We start from the raw sequence: 18,214 nt of genomic DNA on the forward strand, positions 1-18,214 counted from the left end.
CTTGAAAATGCAAAAAAACTGGTGGCTCGGTTTTCTTGGATTTATTGGGATTTATAAAATACCAGGTATGATTGAAGCTTTTCAAGCGGATGGAAGTTGGCTGAAGTTAATCGGTTTCATTTGGTTACTTTGGTTCGGATATTTTATTCCTGAGAAGAAAGATAATTAAATTTCAATTTTCTGTAAAGTTATGTAAAATATAGATTGAGAGTATTCATATATTAGATTACTAGATTTGGAGTGGTTACATGGATCCATTGAAAAATGAAATTCACCCTGACATGGTCAAGGTGTGGAAAGTTCGGGCTGTAATTGAAGAAGGAATCGGTATTCTCGTCATGTTAGCGTACCTTTTCCTCATGATAAAGTTTGATTGGTGGGCGTGGATTTTGTATGTGATGATTGGGCTAACAGTTGCATTCGCACCATTTTCATATTTCTTATTCCCGAAACTACGTCAACGTTATTATAGCTACCAACTAAATGAAGAAGAGCTTGAAATTCAACACGGTCTTTTCGTCGTAAAGCGCGTATTGGTACCGATGATTCGTGTGCAGCACGTTACGATTGAACAAGGTCCGATTATGAGAAAATATGGTTTAGCAGAATTACACATTTCAACAGCAGCAACTTCTCACAGCATCCCAGGCTTAACGATGTGTGAAGCAGAAATGTTGAAAACGAAAATCGCAGAATTAGCGAAAGTGAGTGATGAGGATGTATAAGAGACAGCATCCAATCACGATGTTATTGGAATTAAAAATAACAGACTTTATACCATTTATTATTTTTCTCTTTAGTTTAAAAGGAAAGTTCCCATTTTGGTATTTAGTTCCTATCGGTTTTGCGATAATCACGATTGTTTCAGCCATCGTAGGCTGGTATTACAAAGTATATTGGATTGAAAATAACGTATTACATGTGAAACAAGGTCTCTTTGTGAAGAAGGAGAGCTACTTAAATAAAGAACGTGTTCAAACGATTAATACAAGTTCTAACGTGTTATATCAAATGCTTGGCTTAAAGAAAATTCAAATCGAAACAGCTGGCGGAGGCGATGATGCGGAAGTAAGCTTAGCTGGAATTAAGGAAGATGAGGCGAAGGAGCTTATTTCCTTACTAAATGAGCCAACTCCAGAAGTGAAAGCAGAAGAAACGTTAGATGAAGCAACAGAACATGCAGTAGAAAAAGAAATCGTTACAGAAGAAAAACAAACGACAGAATATAAATTGACTTGGAAAGAAATTTTACTAGCCTCTGTTACATCGGGTCAGTTTGGACTATTATTCTGGTTAATCTTTTTCGTGTATCATCAAGTAGATGAGTACATTCCGAAATGGATAGAGAATAGCGTAAAATCGTATGTAATGGAACATGATATATATGGCTGGATTTTCATGGTAGCTATTTTGCTCGTCCTTTCGTGGATTATATCTACAATCGGTTATGCGCTAAAACATGGAGATTTCACAGTAAATCGAAGAAATGACGAAGTCCGCATTTCACAAGGATTACTTGAGAAAAAAGAACTCGTCCTAAAGTTACATCGTATTCAAGGGATTACGATAAAAGAAAGTATTTTACGTCAGCCATTCGGCTATTGTGCTGTGCAAGTAGAAGTTATTCAAAGTAAGGGAACGGGTGATGAAAAAGAAAAAGTTACACTGCATCCAATCATTCGAAAAGACCGAGTACAACAGTTACTCGCGCATTTACAACTACCATACGAACTGAATACAAATATTATTTCATTACCAAAAGCAGCATTACGCCGCTATCTCATTGATAGCTTCATCTTCTTCGCTATGCTAGCAATCCCGCTTATTGGAATAAGTATATACTTTGAAAAGCACTTCATCATGTGGGCACTAATTCCGCTTGCGGTCCTCATCTTTATACTTGGATACGCAACATTTAAAACAAATGGTTACAGTGTAAATGGAGAGCAAATTACGCTTGTATATCGCAGCATCGGAAAATATACAGGACTTGTTAGAAGAAGACACGTCCAATCAATGGAAAAGACACAATCCTATTTCCAGCGCCGCGCGGATTTATGTACGTATAAGTTCTCTAACGCATCATCGAGTTATAAATTAGAGCATACGAGAGTAGAAGATGCGGAGAGAATGCAGGATTGGTATAAGAAGAGAATAAGTGAGAATTAAATGGAATGGCTCGTCTTTTGCGGAAGGCGAGTTATTTTTCTATGTAAAAATGATAGGAAATAATTAATAATATATGTGACGCAAAAAAAAAGTGAGGTGAGCAGGATTGGGAAAATTTTTAATTCCGTATTCCCATTCTTTATTAAGCTTATTTATTTCAATGACGATAATTCAAATATACGATGAGAAGGGGATTTTTAAAGGAGAGCTATTTTCTATTTTTATGAACCTTTTTATTGCTATGGCCCAAATGTTGGCCGCTACTTTGATAGTTGGAGTCCCTGTTGTTTTAGTTGGATGTCTTCTTGGGGAGATATTGTTTAGGTGCGTTATTTTACCTATAAAGCTACATTTTATCCCATCCTTAATTTTATATATTCTTTTAGCCATAAGTATTGTTTTTTGCTATGAATTTATATCTGACGGGGTTCCTACAACATATGAAAATACTCGTATTATTAAAATGATGTACTTTATGGGATTAACTATAATTTGCTCTATTACATTTTTAGTAAGTAGGACTACATATGAAGGGAAATAAGGTGATTATATGAAATACACCTGTCCATGCTGCGGATATCAAACAATAGAAGAAGAACCACCAGGTACATATGAAATTTGTAATATATGTTATTGGGAAGATGATGAGGTTCAGTTTAATGATTCTGACTTTGAAGGCGGAGCGAATGAAGTTTCGTTAAGACAAGCACAGAAAAATTTCATTACGTTCGGTGCTTGTGAGGAATGTTTTGTGAAATCAGTTAGAAAGCCGACTAGTGAAGATGTGAAGGATGCTAGTTGGAAGCAAATTTGTTAAATAGATTAAAATAAAAATGTTATTACTCGATGTAACAGGAGTAATAACATTTTTTTATGCCATGATGAAAGAATTAACGCCGCCTTATAAGATAAAAAAATAAAATAGAAAAGAAATAAAATTTTCGTCTTTGGAGACAACTAATTATTAATTTGATGATTCAGCTGATTTTTTTTATGTAGTTATTGAAAAACACTATAGTTTCTAGAGAGTGAACAGAGGTTTTGAATTGATTTAAAGTTGACGGAACAAAATAAAACTAATTGAGCAAAAAAACTTGTAAAACTAAAAGGGGAGTTGTATATTAATTGACCTATCAAATATTGATGTATCAATTAATGTTTTAATAAGTAAGAAGGGGGAATTTTTGAAAACATGTTATTCAGACGATGTCGGAATTGTATATAAGCTACAAGGTTAAAGTGAAGATAGAGGAAATATGTTTAACGGCTGTTAAGCTAGGGTACATGTTGCAAGGGTTAAAAAACAGACAAGTAAAAGCATGGTATGCACATGTTGAACAGCTTCCAGTCCAAGAAACTTGTGAAACTATTTTAATTGTCTCCAGGCAGTTAATGACAGCATGTGCACATGGATATGATATAAATCCAGTCGGGACTATACAGAGGAAAGTATAGCTGTAACCTTTGGATTGGAAAAAGAGTGCTATGTACTAGTTATATTTCTATCTGTCGGTAAAACAGCGGACAAAGGATATGCTTCATACCGTCTCTTTGTTGATAGAATTGCACAATGGAAATAGTATAAAATTGATATTAGGGAATAGAGGGGGCAGAATAGTGTGGAAATCATCGCAGCTATTTTAGTCGGGATCGTAGCATTAGAACATTTATTTATCATGATCCTCGAAATGTTTTTTATTAATTCAAAAGTGGCAAAACGTGCTTTTAAATTACCGGAGCATTTAGAAGGAGATCGAAACGTAGCCATTATGTTTGCAAACCAAGGTTTATATAATGGATTTTTAGCCGTTGGTCTCATTTGGGGGCTTACACTTGGTCTCAATTCAATTGGCTATATGGTTCAATTATTTTTTGTAATGTGTGTGGTAGTAGCAGCTCTTTTTGGCGGTTTCACATCTAATAAATCAATTATTGTGAAACAAGGGCTTCCAGCTATATTAGCGTTGATTGCCCTTTTAATTGTGATATAGAACCAAAGCGTTTGAATAAGAAAACTCATTTTTGAAAAATACGCTATTCTTTCTGTAGGCTTATAGGAAAGAATAGCGTATTTTTTCCTTTTCATATCCTTCAACTTAAGAATTTTATAACATCCGGAAAATAATAACTCTGTACCTTTGCACTTAGAAATGTAAATTCCCTCTTTTTTGGCGTAATTGTTATGAAAATACGTATTACATTAAGGATTGGAACCGGATTAACGCCTTAAAATATAGAAAGTGGGGAAAATAATGTAAAAAAACTATTGTATGTTTAAAAACCTTGTGTTACATTTGTGTTACAAAGAAGTTACAAAACATGACTTTTGTTACGTTTTGTTTTCTGTTGCTTTTCAGTATGTTACGAATTGAGGTTCGTAACCAATCAACCGAGAATATATAAAGTTAAAAAAATACTAAACTAAAAATAATCTTTCTATGTGTATAAGAGTGTGTGTAGTAAAGAGCCTGGTGAGAGCTTTACGCACATTATTAAAATTCCTTTCTGTCTTAAAAGAAGAAGAAAACCAACTACCAACTATTTAGGAGTTTTAAGTAATGATAGTAAATGAAATGTACTTCCTTTCCCACACACACTGTAGTACATATTTACTTTCAGTCTAATTACTACACAGACTTTTATACATATGACGTTATTGTTTTAGGAATGCATAGGGGGAGAAACATTGAGGAAGTTATTAACGGTAATTGGAATTACATTTTTAATGTTAGCAGGGTGTAGTAATGGAGATTTTGAAAAAGAAATAGATGCAGGGAAGACCGCGTTAACGAATAAAGAATATAAAAATGCCTTATCATCATTTGAACGAGCGCTGGATGAGAAAAAAGACGATTCAGATACAATAGTGCTTGTAGAACAAACGAAAATCATGATGGAAGCAGTGAAGTTAAAAGAAGAAAAAAAGATAGAAGAATCAATTAAGTCATTTGAAAAAGTAGAGAACATGAAGGATGGAAATACTACACTTATAAAGCAGGCCAAGGAAGAACGAACAGCATTATTAGCCATTTTAGAACAAAAAAAGAAGTATAGCGAGCAACTGACGAAAAGTGAAGAGTTAATAAATAAGAAAAGTTATGCAGAAGCGAAAGAGCTATTAAATAAGCTAGTTTCAGAAACAAAAGATAACAAGAATCTTGAAGAATATAATAAAAAGGCTGTAGGATTAATCACTAAAATTGGTGAAGAAGAAAAAAATGCAAAGAATGTAACGGCAGCAGCAAAGGCACAAAAAACTGATGCAGTAACGAGTCAAAAGGTAGCGACAGAAAAGAACCAAAAAGCAGAGCCAGAAAAAAATCAGAAGGCAGTAACAGAAAAGAACCAAAAAGCAGAGCCAGAAAAGAATCAGAAGGTAACAACAGAAAAGAATCCAAAAACAGAGCCAGAAAAGAATCAGAAGGTAGTAACAGAAAAGAACCAAAAAGTAGAGACAGGAAAGAATCAAGATGCATTTACTTTTGAGAAAGCTACAGCATATATCAAAAATGAATATAAAGAAGACTATGATTACACGCTAGAGAATACGCAAGTAGAGAATGGAAAGAAATATTATCAAATTAGAGTGCGTACAACATATAAAATAGAAGGTGCAGCTGGATCAGGGTTTACTGGTGTATTCAAAGTATTTGAAGATGGTACAATTATTGAAATGCACTAAATTGATGAAAAGAATACGATACAAAACAGTAATAAAAATAGAGAGAATAAAAAGGTATCCTTCAAGTATGAGGATACCTTTTTCCATTTTAAATCGTTCTTTTTGACTAATCTTTAATAATCAATCCCAATAAAGATGCAAACTGAATAGCTTGGTGTGGTGATACTTTACATCCTCTTAGGTTGTTCACTGAAACCGTAAGTGTATCAAAAGTAGAAGAACTAATATCTATTCCTTTCAGTGATGTTTGATCAAAATTTGCTTCGTCAAGGCTGCATGAATCAAATTCAATTTTCTTTAGCTTACAGTCAAAAAAGTCTGCATTATTTAATGAAGTTTCATTAAATATAATCTTTTCTAGTTTAGAATTTCCAAATGAAGCTAAATTCAAAATTGAATTTTCAAATTCAACATTCCCTAAGCTAGATTCTGTAAAATTAACTCCAATTAATTTACTGTTTTTAAATTCGACTCTGTGAACAGAAGAATTGCTTAAATTAACATTTGATAAATCACAGTTTTCAAAACAAACATCTGTAATATCAATATTGCTAAAGTCTGTATTTGTGAACTTACAATTCTTTATCACTGCACTATATAAACGTACTCTATCTACAGATTCATTTTCAAAAGTGGAATCGATAATTTCACACATTTCTAATGTGGAATCTTCTTCATAAAAAATATCGTGAAAACTCTTTAAAGATAACTCGGGCGAAATTTTTGGTCTATCAATTTTCATATTATATCCTTCTTTCATTGAATTAGTTAGCTAGAAAAAATGGTATGTCCTATAGAAAGAGCTTTGTAGAAATTCCCTCTCTTTTTATACTACGCTTTTATTAACTTTAGCAATAAAGCATAGTTAAAAGTTAACGGTTCATTTCACGTTGCAGTATTTCAAAAAACAACGATACGTGATAGCCATCTACTGTTGCATGACCTATTTTTTATTATCCTTCTATTAACTTTAACGATAAAATAATAATGTCTCCCTTAAGAGGAGAGTCAAGAATAAGGGGGCAATATAAATTGGAAAATTTATTTTCTATTGGTAAAGTTGCTAATATGAAAGGTGTTACAATAAAAGCTTTAAGATACTACCATCAAACAGGCATTCTTATCCCCGTATACATTGATACAAAAACGGGTTATAGATACTATTCGGTAGATCAATTTGTTTATATTGATATAATTAAAGTTTGTAGAGCTTTAGGAACGAGTACGAAAGAACTGCAAAAAATTTTTACGGAAAAGAATATGGATGAATTATTAAAATTTTTAGCATTAAAAAGAGAAGAAACTGAGCAAAAGATAAAAGAGATGCAAGCAGTCATTCATACGATTGATAAACTAGATAATAGTGTACAAGTCGCCAAAAAGGTACTAGTACATAATCAAATAACAATACAGTATTTTGAGCAACGTTATATCGTCACTGCTCCATGCAAAGAAGTGGGTAATTTTAAAGAATTCCTTTATTATTCGGATGTAGATAAAATTATTCAGGAGAGAAATTTAGAAACAACGATGGAGATTGGTATAGCATATACCATTCATTCAAAATACAGATTGGAACCAAAGTATGCTTTTTCTGTGTTATATAAATATGATTACACACAGAAAGAGCAAAATATAGATATATTACCAGAAGGTAACTATTTGATGCTGGCCTATAAAAAGAATAATAAAGAAGAAAGTATGGAGAAATTAAAAGATTATATAGAGAAAAATAATGTAACAATTAAAAATTGCATTGAAGTGGAATTATTAGATGAGTTTTTTAGTACGGATTCTTACAGTTGCCAAATGCAATTGCTTATAGAGAATGAGTGAAAACGCACTTTAGAGCATACTCAGAAATAATATAAACTAGGAGATGAGGCTAGGTTATGTAAGTACAATTGTTGAAAAGGTATCCCCAAAGTATGTGAGGATGCTTTTTTAGCATAAAAAAAGCATCTAGCAAAAGTACTAGATGCAAATAAAAACACAAGGGAAGACAAAATTCTTCCCTTTTCCCGTAAGTAATTATATCAAAAAAATTATAAAAAACTAGCTTTATTTTTAATATAATTGATGTGTGAAGCTATGAAAGTATAAGGTTACACTATTTTTGTAGTGTTTTGTTGAAAAAATGAGCTGTATATATGATTAATTTTAAACCAGAAAATTTGAACCAACTATTAAAAGTGATGCTCATTAGTGCGAATAAGTCCTATGATGCGATTACAGATTATAAATTTACGGGAGAAGCAGTAGTATTCTGTATAGACTTCGAATATATTGACGTTTCTTTAATGATTGTAGATATGTTAGGAAGATCAGCGGCGAGATTTAACATTTTGCCATTTGCTAAACCAGATACGAATGAGATAGATTACATTCAGTTTCAAGTGTATTCCATTAATGAAGGGAATTTTAAAGAAATGATCGATATGATATAGAAAACTATAAATTTACAAAAATGTATATAACAACTAATATATAAGTAATAAATTCATATAATTGGAGTGATGAGATGCAGCCGTTAGAAAGGGAGATTCATTCTAATATGCTGAAAGTGTGGCGAATTCACGCTTTAATTGGGGCGGCGGTTATACTAGCAGTCGTAATTGCGTATTTCTTTTTTATGATCAATTTTAATTGGTGGGGTTGGTTGTTTGGCTTGTTAGTAACAGGAGCTATTACGTTTATCCCACTTGATTATTTTGTGTTTCCAAATTTACGTCAACGTTATTATAGTTACAAATTAAATGAAGAAGAGATTGAGATTCAAAAGGGAATGTTCGTCGTAAAACGTGTACTCATTCCGATGATCCGTGTGCAGCATGTAACGATTGAACAAGGCCCGATTATGAGAAAGTATAATTTAGCAGAATTACATATTTCAACAGCAGCAACTTCTCATAGTATCCCAGGCTTAACGAAGGAAGAAGCAGAGCAGCTGAAAAGACAAATTGGAGAACTTGCGAAAGTGAGTGATGAGGATGTATAAGAGGCAACATCCGATTACGATTTTATTAGGTATTCGAATTGCGGGTTTATTGCCTTTTATTTTTCTTGTTTTATTTCAGTCAGATGGTGAAGTGAAACCTTGGTATTTATTTCATCTTGTTCTTTTGGCCATTTTATTTATTATGGCTATTTTCTCAGCTATAAAATGGTATTTCAAAGTGTACTGGGTTGAAAATAATATTTTACATATAAAGCACGGTGTGTTCGTTAAGAAAGAAAGTTACTTAAATAAAGAACGTGTGCAAAATATTAGTACGTCTTCTAACATCATTTATCAAATACTTGGACTGACGAAATTAAATATTGAAGTAGCGGGCGGCGGTAATGAGCCGGAAGTGATGTTAGCTGGTATTAGAGAAGAGGAAGCGAAGGAACTGATAGCCTTATTACATAAAGAAAGAAGCGTTGTGAGTGAAGAAGCGCCTGCGGAAGAAGGAAGTAAGACGGTTTATCAGTTAACAACGAAAGAAATTTTAGCAGCATCTATTACATCTAGTAGATTTGGATTAGTGTTTTCTATGTTGGTCATCCTTTACACAGAATTTAATCAATTTCTACCAGAATGGCTCATCAATAAAGTAGAAGCGTATGTGATGGATAACGGTGTATATGAATTAATCGTTATGGCGGCGATTTTAATGGCAGTCTCGTGGGTCATTTCTACAGCTGGCTATGCGTTAAAATATGCGAACTTTAAAATAGAGCGAAACGGAAATGAAGTTCGCATCGTGCAAGGATTATTTGATAAGAAAGAGTTTGTGTTAAAATTACACCGCATTCAAGCGATTACAGTGAAAGAAGGCATTCTCCGCCAGCCTTTCGGTTATTGCTCTGTCGAAGTAGAAGTCATTCAAAGTACAGAAGCGGCAGGGAATGAAGTGATGCTACATCCTTTTATGAAGAAAAAAGATGTGCAGCAGTTACTTACGTATTTGCAGTTGCCGTATGAAATGGAAGAGGAAATCGTTCATTTACCGAAAGTAGCATTGCGTCGTTATGTGATCATGGGATGGATTACAAGTGCTGTGCTCGCTGTGCCGATCGTCGGTGCGAATATATATTTTAAACAAAATATTGCGTTATTCAGCCTGATACCATTATTTATTGTATTTATGTTACTTGCATACGCTCGGTATACAAGTAGTGGTTATATGATACGAGACAATCAGTTAGTAATGGTGTACCGAGGACTCGCGAAATATACAGGGATCATGCGAAGAAGGCATGTTCAAGCAGTAGGATATAGTCAGTCGCATTTTCAAAAGAAAGACGAGCTATGTACAGCTGTTGTATCGGTAGCGGGGCATCCTTACAAAGTGAAGCATATGCAAAAAGAAGATGCGCTTCGTATATATAATTGGTACAAAGAAAAAGGAAACACCGGCGTGTAACGGTGTTTCCTTTTTTATGTCGTCATTTGTCGAATCGTCGATATATTGAAAAAATCGTTGATATATTCAAAGATATGATAGATATATTCGAAAAATCGCCGATATAATTTCACATACCGTGGTCTCCGAACTCAAAAACTTAAACTAACACATCAAAAGTAGTCACGAAAGATGGACGAGAGAAAATACTCTTTTGCTGTTCTGCATGTGGATGCGCCGGAGCTTGTCCTTCTGCTTGCGTGGGGCGTTTTTTATGAGCGTTTTCAAACGAACGTGATTCTGTCCAGTCTTTAAAGTTTTGCTCTGTTTCCCACATCGTTAAGATGACATATGTATCGTTACTTAATGGGCGTAGAACGCGGATCGCTTGGAATCCTGGTTCGTTTTCGATAAGGCCTGCGCGGTTTTTAAAACGGTTTTCAAATACAGGGCGGCCTTCGTCTGTGACAGAAATATTATTACAAACGATATAGCCAGGTTGTCCTTTAAATTCTCCAACAGCGTCTAGTACGTCATATTGAAGAGAGCCTTCTACAGATTCTTCTGTATCTTCTTTATAAAACATATCTTTTTCATCATTTTTTGCAGTGAAATGTGCTTGTTCTAGAGGTGTTTCGTATGAAATAATAGCCTTCATTTTAATGCCCCCTTACTTATTTGTTTCTATTATATCAACTCTCTTAAAAAACTTCGAAGATTATATACATAAAGATACTTCTTTTTCAAATAATAAATGTACCATCATTTGGAAAGAAGGCCGATGTATGAAGAAAGTAAAGTGGACTTTATTAGGTGGGTTAGCAACGCTAGTATTAGCGATTGTACTGTATAAACTTATCGTGTTAGCTGGTGGCTATATGATGGATGAAAAGCAGCTCGTTTTCCACTCTTCATCACGTATCGTTGACCAGAAAGGGAAAGAAATTACGAAATTATACATAGAGAATAGAGATCTCGTACCAGTCGAGCAAATTCCGAAGTACGTGCAGCAGTCGTTTATTGCGGTGGAAGATTCCCGTTTTTATGAGCATCAAGGAATTGATTATCCGTCTATACTTCGCGCTCTTTATAAAGATACGTTAGCTGGGGAAAAAGTAGAGGGCGGTAGTACGATTACGCAGCAACTTGCTAAAAACGTCTTTTTAAATCGTGAAAAAACATTTACGCGCAAGTTGAAGGAAGTCGCAATTTCCCTTCAACTCGAGCAAAAATATACGAAGCAGCAAATTCTTGAAATGTATATGAATCATATTTATTTTGGACATGGGGCGTACGGTATTCAAGCGGCAGCAAAGCTGTATTTTAATAAAAATGTAGAAGATTTAACAGTAGAAGAAGGGGCAATGCTTGCAGGTCTTCCAAAGTCGCCAAACGGATATTCACCTTATTTCTCTCCAGAGAAAAGTAAGGAGCGCCGCGATCTCGTATTGTCACTGATGCATAAACAAGGGTATTTGACTGCCGAAGAAAGCGTTCGTTATCAAGGAAAGACAATTGCTCTCTATAAAAACTTAGATGAGAATGAGCTAGCATATATGCCGTATATTGATATGGTCATAGATGAAGCAGCGCGTTTGTACAGTTTGTCTCATCAAGAAGTACTCCGAGGAGGATATACGTTTGTCGTACCGATGGATGAAAAGATTCAAAAGGTAGCGTATAACCAGTTTCAAGATGCAAAGAATTTCCCTGGGAAAGAAGAGGGTGCGCAAGGTGCATTTTTATTAATGGATAATCGTACAGGCGGGATTAAAGCAGCGATTGGCGGAAGAAAGTATGTCCCGAGAGGGTTTAATCGTGTTTTTGCAAAAAGACAGCCGGGTTCTGTGTTAAAACCGCTTATCGTCTATGCACCAGCACTCGAAACGAAAAAGTATAATCCGTATTCTTTATTGACGAATGAACGAAATTCTTTTGAAGGCTATGAACCTCGAAATCATAACCATGAGTATTCGAAAGAAATGACCATGTACGATGCGATTTTAGAATCGGCAAACGTACCAGCAGTTTCTTTATTAAATGAGTTAGGGGTAGAAGAAGGAAAGCAATATTTAGAGAAAGGTAATGTTCATATTGCTGATGCTGGTTTAAGTACAGCGCTTGGCGGATTGAAAAATGGTGTCTCACCATTTGAGCTTGTAAAAATGTATCGTGCATTTTTAGCAAATGGCGATATTATTGAGCCGCACGTTATTGATAAAGTGTTAAATAGACACGGCGCAGTCATTGGAGAATCGCCAAAAGTAGAAACGAAAATTTTTTCGAAACAAACGGCGTGGTATATGACGAAAATGTTAGAAGGAGTTGTGAAGGAAGGGACAGCGAAAGCTGGTGTATATAGCGGGGCGTTAGCTGGAAAAACAGGTACAACTTCCTTGCCAAATGACGATAATGGAGCTAGAGATATGTGGTTCGTTGGTTATACGCCAAATTTAGTAGGCGCTGTGTGGATTGGTTATGACCGTACAGATAAAGAGCATCAGCTGCAAGGAGAAAGTGCGTCAGCAACGAAATTGTTTAAGAAAATTTTAATGAAAGCAAATGTAGAACAGAAAGAGCAGTTTATGAAACCAGAAGGTGTGGAAACAATCGGTGCTCCGATTCGGCTGCATAAGATTGAAGATGTGAAAATGAAATTAGCGTTTAGCCCTTTCGGTTTATTTAAAGCGAAATTAAGCTGGACACCACTTCCAGATGAAAGAATTATGTATCGTATTTATAGAGTGGAAAACGGAATTCATACGCATGTAGGTACTGTAAACGGTGCCGGGGAATATGAGGAAAAGTTCGTTAACATCTTTTCAAAACCGAGCTTTTACGTTGTGCCATATAACACACAAACGAATCGCGAAGGAGAAAAGTCAAAAGTAGCTAAACCATAGTTTTTCTCTGTGTTATAATAAGAATGTTGTGAAAATAGTAAGCGTTTTTACGAATGTTTGTGTCAATTTAATGAACAACGTACATAATATTATGCATTTTGTTTTTACAAGCTGTATAGTAAAAAAAGATAAATATCGGAATAGAACGTATTTAGAGCAAAAGCATGGGCAAGGAAGGGAGCAAGGGTCTTGGTAAGAACTATAAATGAGACATTTTTAAAAGCATGTAGGGGGGAACGCACTGATTATGTACCAGCATGGTATATGCGTCAAGCAGGTCGTTCGCAGCCGGAATATAGAAAGATAAAAGAAAAGTATTCTTTATTTGAAATTACACACAATCCAGAGTTATGTGCTTACGTTACAAAGCTTCCAGTTGATCAATATAACGTAGACGCAGCAATTCTTTATAAAGATATTATGTCACCACTACCTGCAATTGGTGTGGATGTAGAAATTAAATCAGGTATTGGCCCAGTTATTGATAATCCAATCCGTTCTTTACAAGACGTAGAAAAACTAGGGGAAATCAATCCAGAAGATGACGTACCGTACATATTAGATACGATTCGTTTATTAACGACTGAAATGTTAGACGTACCGTTAATCGGTTTTTCAGGAGCTCCATTTACACTAGCGAGCTATATGATTGAAGGCGGTCCGTCTCGTAACTACCATAATACGAAAGCGTTCATGTATGCAGAGCCGAAAGCTTGGTTCGCTTTAATGGATAAGCTAGCAGATATGGTTATTACATATTTAAAAGCGCAAATTAACGCAGGAGCAAAAGCAGTTCAAATTTTCGATTCTTGGGTTGGAACAGTAAATGTAGCAGATTACCGCGTATTTATTAAACCGGCAATGGAGCGTATTTTTGCAGAAGTTCGCCCGATGGGTGTTCCGATGATTATGCACGGCGTAGGAGCGGCACACTTAGTAAATGAATGGCACGACTTACCGCTTGATGTAGTTGGCTTAGATTGGCGCTTACCGATTGAAGAGGCACGTGCACGCGGTATTCACAAGGCGGTACAAGGTAATATGGATCCTTCATTCTTACTTGCGCCATGGTCTGTTATTGAAGAACATGTAAAAGCTATTTTAGATCAAGGGATGAAACAGCCAGGTTACATCTTTAACTTAGGACACGGTGTATTCCCAGAAGTAAATCCAGATACATTAAAACGTTTAACTACATTTATTCATGAATACTCTAAAGGGCAGTTAGCGAAGTAAAGGAGCATTGCTGTATGAAAAAGAAAATTGGTTTGCTTGTAATGGCATACGGAACGCCATATAAAGAAGAAGATATTGAACGTTACTATACACATATTCGTAGAGGAAGAAAGCCAAGTCCTGAAATGCTAGAAGATTTAACAGAGCGTTACCGTGCAATTGGTGGTATTTCTCCTTTAGCTACTATTACATTAGAGCAAGCTAAGAAGTTAGAGAAGCGTTTAAATGAAGTACAAGATGAAGTAGAGTACCATATGTACCTTGGCTTAAAACATATCGAACCGTTTATTGAAGATGCAGTGAAGGATATGCATAACGACGGTATACAGGATGCAATCGCACTTGTTCTTGCGCCGCACTATTCTACATTTAGCGTGAAATCGTATGTAGGACGAGCACAAGAAGAAGCTGAGAAACTTGGAAACTTAACAATTCACGGCATTGATAGCTGGTATAAAGAACCGAAATTTATCCAGTACTGGGTTGATGCAGTGAAAGGTATATATAACGGTATGTCAGACGCAGAACGTGAAAAAGCAGTATTAATCGTATCTGCACATAGCTTACCAGAGAAAATTATTGCAATGGGCGATCCATATCCAGATCAGTTAAATGAAACAGCGGACTATATCGCGCGCGGAGCTGAAGTAGCAAACTATGCAGTAGGATGGCAAAGTGCAGGAAACACGCCAGATCCTTGGATTGGTCCAGATGTACAAGATTTAACGAGAGAATTAAATGAAAAGTACGGTTATACTTCATTCGTATACGCACCAGTTGGATTTGTTGCGGAACATTTAGAAGTTTTATATGACAACGACTTTGAGTGTAAAGTGGTAACAGATGAAATTGGCGCGAAATATTATCGTCCAGAAATGCCAAACGCATCGGACGCACTTATTGATTGCTTAACAGATGTTGTATTAAAGAAAAAAGAATCTGTATTGTAAGAAGAAAGGGGGGAGCATGCTTGAGGAAAAAAGTTGTAATCATCGGCGGTGGCATCACAGGATTAACAACAATGTATAACTTACAAAAAGATATTCGTGAGAAGAACTTGTCGATTGATATATTACTTATAGAAGCATCGGGTAAACTTGGCGGGAAAATTCAAACCGTTCGAAAAGATGGATTTATAATTGAACGCGGACCGGATTCTTTCTTAGCACGAAAAGAAAGTGCAGCTAGATTAGCGAAAGAACTAGGACTTGGCGAAGAACTTGTCAATAATAAGGCCGGTCAATCATTTATCCTCGTAAACAATCGGTTACATAAAATGCCGAGTGGATCAATGATGGGAATTCCAACGCAAATTACGCCGTTTCTATTTTCCGGGCTGTTCTCTCCAATTGGTAAACTAAGAGCTGGTTTTGATCTGTTAATGCCGAGATCAAAGCCAGTATCTGACCAATCACTCGGGCATTTTTTCAGACATCGTCTCGGAAACGAAGTAGTTGAAAACTTAATAGAACCATTACTCTCTGGTATTTATGCAGGAGATATTGATGAAATGAGCTTAATGTCAACATTCCCGCAAATGTATCAAATTGAGCAGAAACATCGCAGTATTTCACTTGGTATGCGTATGCTCGCTCCGAAAGCAGAGAAAGCTGAAACGAAAAAGGGAATCTTCCAAACAGTGAAAACCGGTTTAGAATCTATCGTAGAATCTCTCGAATCAAAGATGCATGAAGGCACGATAATAAAGGGAACCCGCATTGAAAAAGTTGCAAAACAGGGTGATGGCTATGCGATTACTCTTAGTAACGGAAAAGAAATAGAAGCGGATGCGATCGTAGTGGCAAGCTCACATAAAGTATTGCCGTCTATGTTTGCTCAGTATAAGCAATTTCGTTTCTTCCGCAACATTCCATCCACATCAGTTGCGAATGTGGCAATGGCTTTCCCGAAATCAGCCATTCAGCGCGATATTGATGGTACAGGATTTGTCGTATCTCGGAATAGTGATTACACAATTACAGCATGTACGTGGACACATAAAAAATGGCCACATACAACGCCAGAAGGAAAAACGCTTCTTCGATGTTACGTTGGGCGACCTGGTGATGAAGCAGTTGTAGAACAAACAGAAGAGGAACTTGTTCAGCTTGTACTAGAAGACTTACGAAAGACGATGGATATTACTGAGGATCCAGAGTTTACAGTCGTAAGCCGCTGGAAAGAAGCAATGCCCCAATATACAGTAGGCCATAACGAGCGAATGAAGAAACTCACAACATTTATGGAAAAAGAGTTGCCAGGTATATACTTGGCAGGTAGTTCTTACGCTGGTTCTGGTCTTCCGGACTGTATTGATCAAGGTGAGAAAGCCGCAAAGCGTGTGCTATCTCATTTGGAGAAAGTAATGGATGCGGAATTAATCGCACAATAAAGTGAAACGCCTTCAATCATATTGAAGGCGTTTCGTTTATTATATAAAACACTTATTCACCAATAAACATATACAAGTTATTTGGTTTTATCACGGCATCTCCTGCATAAATAGCCCACTCTGTTAAGTCATCAAAATCTAAATGATAACTATTTCCTTCACTCATATCTTCTATAAAATATGGTTCATTAATGAGTATTCCTTGAATAAGGTCTTCCGTAATATCTTGCATTTCAAACCACATATGTTCGCTTTTACCCTCTTCATAGGAAACACCAAACTTAGCTAGAAAACGAAAATCTTCATTTGATTGTTCAATTTGAAAAATGTTACTGAAATACCCGAAAGTATTCTTCGCGTTGTAAGCCATACGAGCCGTTTCGCTATTTGTTTTATAGAACATGAGCCCTGTAGCTTCTTCGTGTTCCTTGAAAAAGCTTTCGATACATTCTTCTGAAGTATCAAATTTGAACAAGAGAACAGATGGAGATTGATGGTATTCATCACGGTCATCCATACCGCCAAGAAATACGTATTGTGCATCAATTGGTTGTAGTTTCACTTCTTCATCCTCAATTGAAGATAATTGATCCATCCTCGTTTTATGCCCAATATAAGATAATCCTTTTTCCCATGGAACAGCTACTGTATGTATAGAACCTTGCTGACTATGCGCGATAACGATAGGCTCATTCATAGGGACTTGTCCATTCTCAACGGCATTATTAGCAAATGTTTGAAAAAGATCGCCAATACCGTAGTAGGAAGAAATGCGATTTGGAATAATTAATTCTATTTCTGTTACGCCCGCTCTTAAAAGGCCGTGTGTATGAAACCAATACTGCGTAGGCGCACCTTCTTTATCGTCCTCATAAACAGAATGAATAACGTACAAGTCAGGAATGTCAGGTAACAATTCATTTTCAACGTGATATTCAATATAGCTTCTAGATATCACTTTCATTGCGGCACTTGAATCGATTACAAATAACAAGTCTGGAGCCAGGTTCCATAAAAACTGTAACTGCTGGAAAAAGCAGTCCAGTACATCGCCTACAAATAGCGTACGAGTAAAAATTTCAGTGCCATAAGCAGCATCTTCAAAATGGCGATCTACGATTGTAGCATCTTGTCTATTGTATATTTTATATTCTTCAGGGTCATTCGCCTCATCAATATGCAGTTCATACGGTATGATTGTTTCATCCATATGTAACTCAACAATAAGGCTTGTCTCATCACTAAAAACAATTTTTAACTCATCAACTTTAGTAGAGATCGTTTCTAGCCGCTGTTTTAAATGCTCAATTGTAATTCTAGTTGGTATAACGGCAATCATATCTGAAAAATGACGTTCTAATGTTCCATTCATAGCTGCGCGGTATGTTTCTGTTTGCACTTCCATCCAATCACTCCTATTCAAATGAATCCATTTACATGCCAA

Annotated in this window: 18 protein-coding genes and 1 pseudogene; 16 read left to right on the forward strand and 3 right to left on the reverse strand. The window is 35.8% G+C overall.

The window, feature by feature from the left end:
- The first annotated feature begins 1 nt into the window (after position 1).
- From ACYVEC_RS07630 to ACYVEC_RS07665, 8 genes and pseudogenes are all read left to right on the forward strand, one after another.
- Positions 2–169 carry a hypothetical protein gene (locus ACYVEC_RS07630; RefSeq protein ID WP_063222392.1) on the forward strand — a complete coding sequence of 56 codons (168 nt, stop codon included), beginning with the start codon at positions 2–4 and terminating at the stop codon, positions 167–169.
- Between the two features lie 79 nt (positions 170–248).
- Positions 249–725, forward strand: a complete 477-nt coding sequence (locus ACYVEC_RS07635; RefSeq protein WP_063222391.1) for a PH domain-containing protein — start codon at positions 249–251, stop codon at positions 723–725.
- Positions 718–2,169, forward strand: a complete 1,452-nt coding sequence (locus ACYVEC_RS07640) for a PH domain-containing protein (RefSeq protein ID WP_098556858.1) — start codon at positions 718–720, stop codon at positions 2,167–2,169. The genes ACYVEC_RS07635 and ACYVEC_RS07640 overlap by 8 nt, the downstream gene beginning before the upstream one ends.
- Positions 2,170–2,275: 106 nt before the next feature.
- On the forward strand, positions 2,276–2,710 hold the full coding sequence (locus tag ACYVEC_RS07645; protein ID WP_063222389.1) for a hypothetical protein: 435 nt from the start codon (positions 2,276–2,278) through the stop codon (positions 2,708–2,710).
- A 9-nt stretch (positions 2,711–2,719) separates the two neighbouring features.
- Positions 2,720–2,986, forward strand: coding sequence for a CPCC family cysteine-rich protein (locus ACYVEC_RS07650; protein WP_063222388.1), 267 nt, complete (start codon positions 2,720–2,722; stop codon positions 2,984–2,986).
- A 428-nt stretch (positions 2,987–3,414) separates the two neighbouring features.
- Positions 3,415–3,749, forward strand: a pseudogene (locus tag ACYVEC_RS07655) (nitroreductase family protein); the annotation flags it as partial.
- 39 nt (positions 3,750–3,788) lie between these two features.
- Positions 3,789–4,160: a DUF1304 domain-containing protein gene (locus ACYVEC_RS07660; RefSeq protein WP_063222386.1), complete on the forward strand. Its 372-nt coding sequence runs from the start codon at positions 3,789–3,791 to the stop codon at positions 4,158–4,160.
- A gap of 695 nt (positions 4,161–4,855) precedes the next feature.
- On the forward strand, positions 4,856–5,851 hold the full coding sequence (locus ACYVEC_RS07665; RefSeq protein WP_063222385.1) for a hypothetical protein: 996 nt from the start codon (positions 4,856–4,858) through the stop codon (positions 5,849–5,851).
- A gap of 106 nt (positions 5,852–5,957) precedes the next feature.
- Here the strand turns inward: ACYVEC_RS07665 and ACYVEC_RS07670 are convergent, their stop codons facing one another.
- Complete coding sequence (locus tag ACYVEC_RS07670) at positions 5,958–6,593, reverse strand: pentapeptide repeat-containing protein (protein ID WP_275718836.1); 636 nt, start codon at positions 6,591–6,593, stop codon at positions 5,958–5,960.
- A 290-nt stretch (positions 6,594–6,883) separates the two neighbouring features.
- On the opposite strand from ACYVEC_RS07670, the gene ACYVEC_RS07675 reads away from it, so the two are divergent.
- The 4 genes from ACYVEC_RS07675 to ACYVEC_RS07690 all read left to right on the forward strand — a co-directional run bounded on the left by ACYVEC_RS07675 (position 6,884) and on the right by ACYVEC_RS07690 (position 10,260).
- Positions 6,884–7,687 carry a MerR family transcriptional regulator gene (locus ACYVEC_RS07675; RefSeq protein ID WP_460506073.1) on the forward strand — a complete coding sequence of 268 codons (804 nt, stop codon included), beginning with the start codon at positions 6,884–6,886 and terminating at the stop codon, positions 7,685–7,687.
- Positions 7,688–8,001: 314 nt separating this feature from the next.
- On the forward strand, positions 8,002–8,298 hold the full coding sequence (locus tag ACYVEC_RS07680) for a hypothetical protein (protein ID WP_063222382.1): 297 nt from the start codon (positions 8,002–8,004) through the stop codon (positions 8,296–8,298).
- A 74-nt stretch (positions 8,299–8,372) separates the two neighbouring features.
- On the forward strand, positions 8,373–8,849 hold the full coding sequence (locus tag ACYVEC_RS07685) for a PH domain-containing protein (protein ID WP_063222381.1): 477 nt from the start codon (positions 8,373–8,375) through the stop codon (positions 8,847–8,849).
- Positions 8,842–10,260 carry a PH domain-containing protein gene (locus ACYVEC_RS07690; protein ID WP_063222380.1) on the forward strand — a complete coding sequence of 473 codons (1,419 nt, stop codon included), beginning with the start codon at positions 8,842–8,844 and terminating at the stop codon, positions 10,258–10,260. Before ACYVEC_RS07685 ends, ACYVEC_RS07690 begins: the two co-directional genes overlap by 8 nt.
- 139 nt (positions 10,261–10,399) lie before the next feature.
- Here ACYVEC_RS07690 and hmoB read toward each other — a convergent pair whose 3' ends face one another.
- Positions 10,400–10,897: a heme-degrading monooxygenase HmoB gene (hmoB, locus tag ACYVEC_RS07695; RefSeq protein WP_048526567.1), complete on the reverse strand. Its 498-nt coding sequence runs from the start codon at positions 10,895–10,897 to the stop codon at positions 10,400–10,402.
- 127 nt (positions 10,898–11,024) lie between these two features.
- Between hmoB and ACYVEC_RS07700 the strand changes: the two genes are divergently transcribed.
- The 4 genes from ACYVEC_RS07700 (at position 11,025) to hemY (ending at position 16,770) form a co-directional block, all read left to right on the forward strand.
- A complete protein-coding gene (locus ACYVEC_RS07700; RefSeq protein ID WP_063222379.1) occupies positions 11,025–13,142 on the forward strand; it encodes a transglycosylase domain-containing protein in 2,118 nt (705 codons plus the stop codon).
- Between the two features lie 189 nt (positions 13,143–13,331).
- On the forward strand, positions 13,332–14,378 hold the full coding sequence (gene hemE, locus ACYVEC_RS07705; RefSeq protein ID WP_063222378.1) for a uroporphyrinogen decarboxylase: 1,047 nt from the start codon (positions 13,332–13,334) through the stop codon (positions 14,376–14,378).
- 14 nt (positions 14,379–14,392) lie between these two features.
- A complete protein-coding gene (hemH, locus tag ACYVEC_RS07710) occupies positions 14,393–15,328 on the forward strand; it encodes a ferrochelatase (protein WP_063222377.1) in 936 nt (311 codons plus the stop codon).
- A 20-nt stretch (positions 15,329–15,348) separates the two neighbouring features.
- Complete coding sequence (hemY, locus tag ACYVEC_RS07715; protein WP_460506078.1) at positions 15,349–16,770, forward strand: protoporphyrinogen oxidase; 1,422 nt, start codon at positions 15,349–15,351, stop codon at positions 16,768–16,770.
- 52 nt (positions 16,771–16,822) lie between these two features.
- Here the strand turns inward: hemY and ACYVEC_RS07720 are convergent, their stop codons facing one another.
- Positions 16,823–18,175 (reverse strand): DUF4026 domain-containing protein, encoded by a 1,353-nt coding sequence (locus ACYVEC_RS07720; RefSeq protein ID WP_460506080.1) that lies wholly within the window; start codon positions 18,173–18,175, stop codon positions 16,823–16,825.
- Between the last annotated feature and the right edge of the window lie 39 nt (positions 18,176–18,214).

The sequence above is a fragment of the Bacillus sp. MN7755 genome (assembly GCF_054771475.1).

What these genes read in the sequence shown, in the direction of transcription:
- hmoB (WP_048526567.1), bottom strand. Translation starts at nt 10,897, where the DNA reads ATGAAGGCTATTATTTCATACGAAACACCTCTAGAACAAGCACATTTC.
- ACYVEC_RS07720 (WP_460506080.1), bottom strand. Translation starts at nt 18,175, where the DNA reads ATGGAAGTGCAAACAGAAACATACCGCGCAGCTATGAATGGAACATTA.
- ACYVEC_RS07680 (WP_063222382.1), top strand. Translation starts at nt 8,002, where the DNA reads ATGATTAATTTTAAACCAGAAAATTTGAACCAACTATTAAAAGTGATG.
- ACYVEC_RS07635 (WP_063222391.1), top strand. Translation starts at nt 249, where the DNA reads ATGGATCCATTGAAAAATGAAATTCACCCTGACATGGTCAAGGTGTGG.
- ACYVEC_RS07650 (WP_063222388.1), top strand. Translation starts at nt 2,720, where the DNA reads ATGAAATACACCTGTCCATGCTGCGGATATCAAACAATAGAAGAAGAA.
- ACYVEC_RS07640 (WP_098556858.1), top strand. Translation starts at nt 718, where the DNA reads ATGTATAAGAGACAGCATCCAATCACGATGTTATTGGAATTAAAAATA.
- hemH (WP_063222377.1), top strand. Translation starts at nt 14,393, where the DNA reads ATGAAAAAGAAAATTGGTTTGCTTGTAATGGCATACGGAACGCCATAT.
- ACYVEC_RS07670 (WP_275718836.1), bottom strand. Translation starts at nt 6,593, where the DNA reads ATGAAAATTGATAGACCAAAAATTTCGCCCGAGTTATCTTTAAAGAGT.
- ACYVEC_RS07700 (WP_063222379.1), top strand. Translation starts at nt 11,025, where the DNA reads ATGAAGAAAGTAAAGTGGACTTTATTAGGTGGGTTAGCAACGCTAGTA.
- ACYVEC_RS07690 (WP_063222380.1), top strand. Translation starts at nt 8,842, where the DNA reads ATGTATAAGAGGCAACATCCGATTACGATTTTATTAGGTATTCGAATT.
- ACYVEC_RS07685 (WP_063222381.1), top strand. Translation starts at nt 8,373, where the DNA reads ATGCAGCCGTTAGAAAGGGAGATTCATTCTAATATGCTGAAAGTGTGG.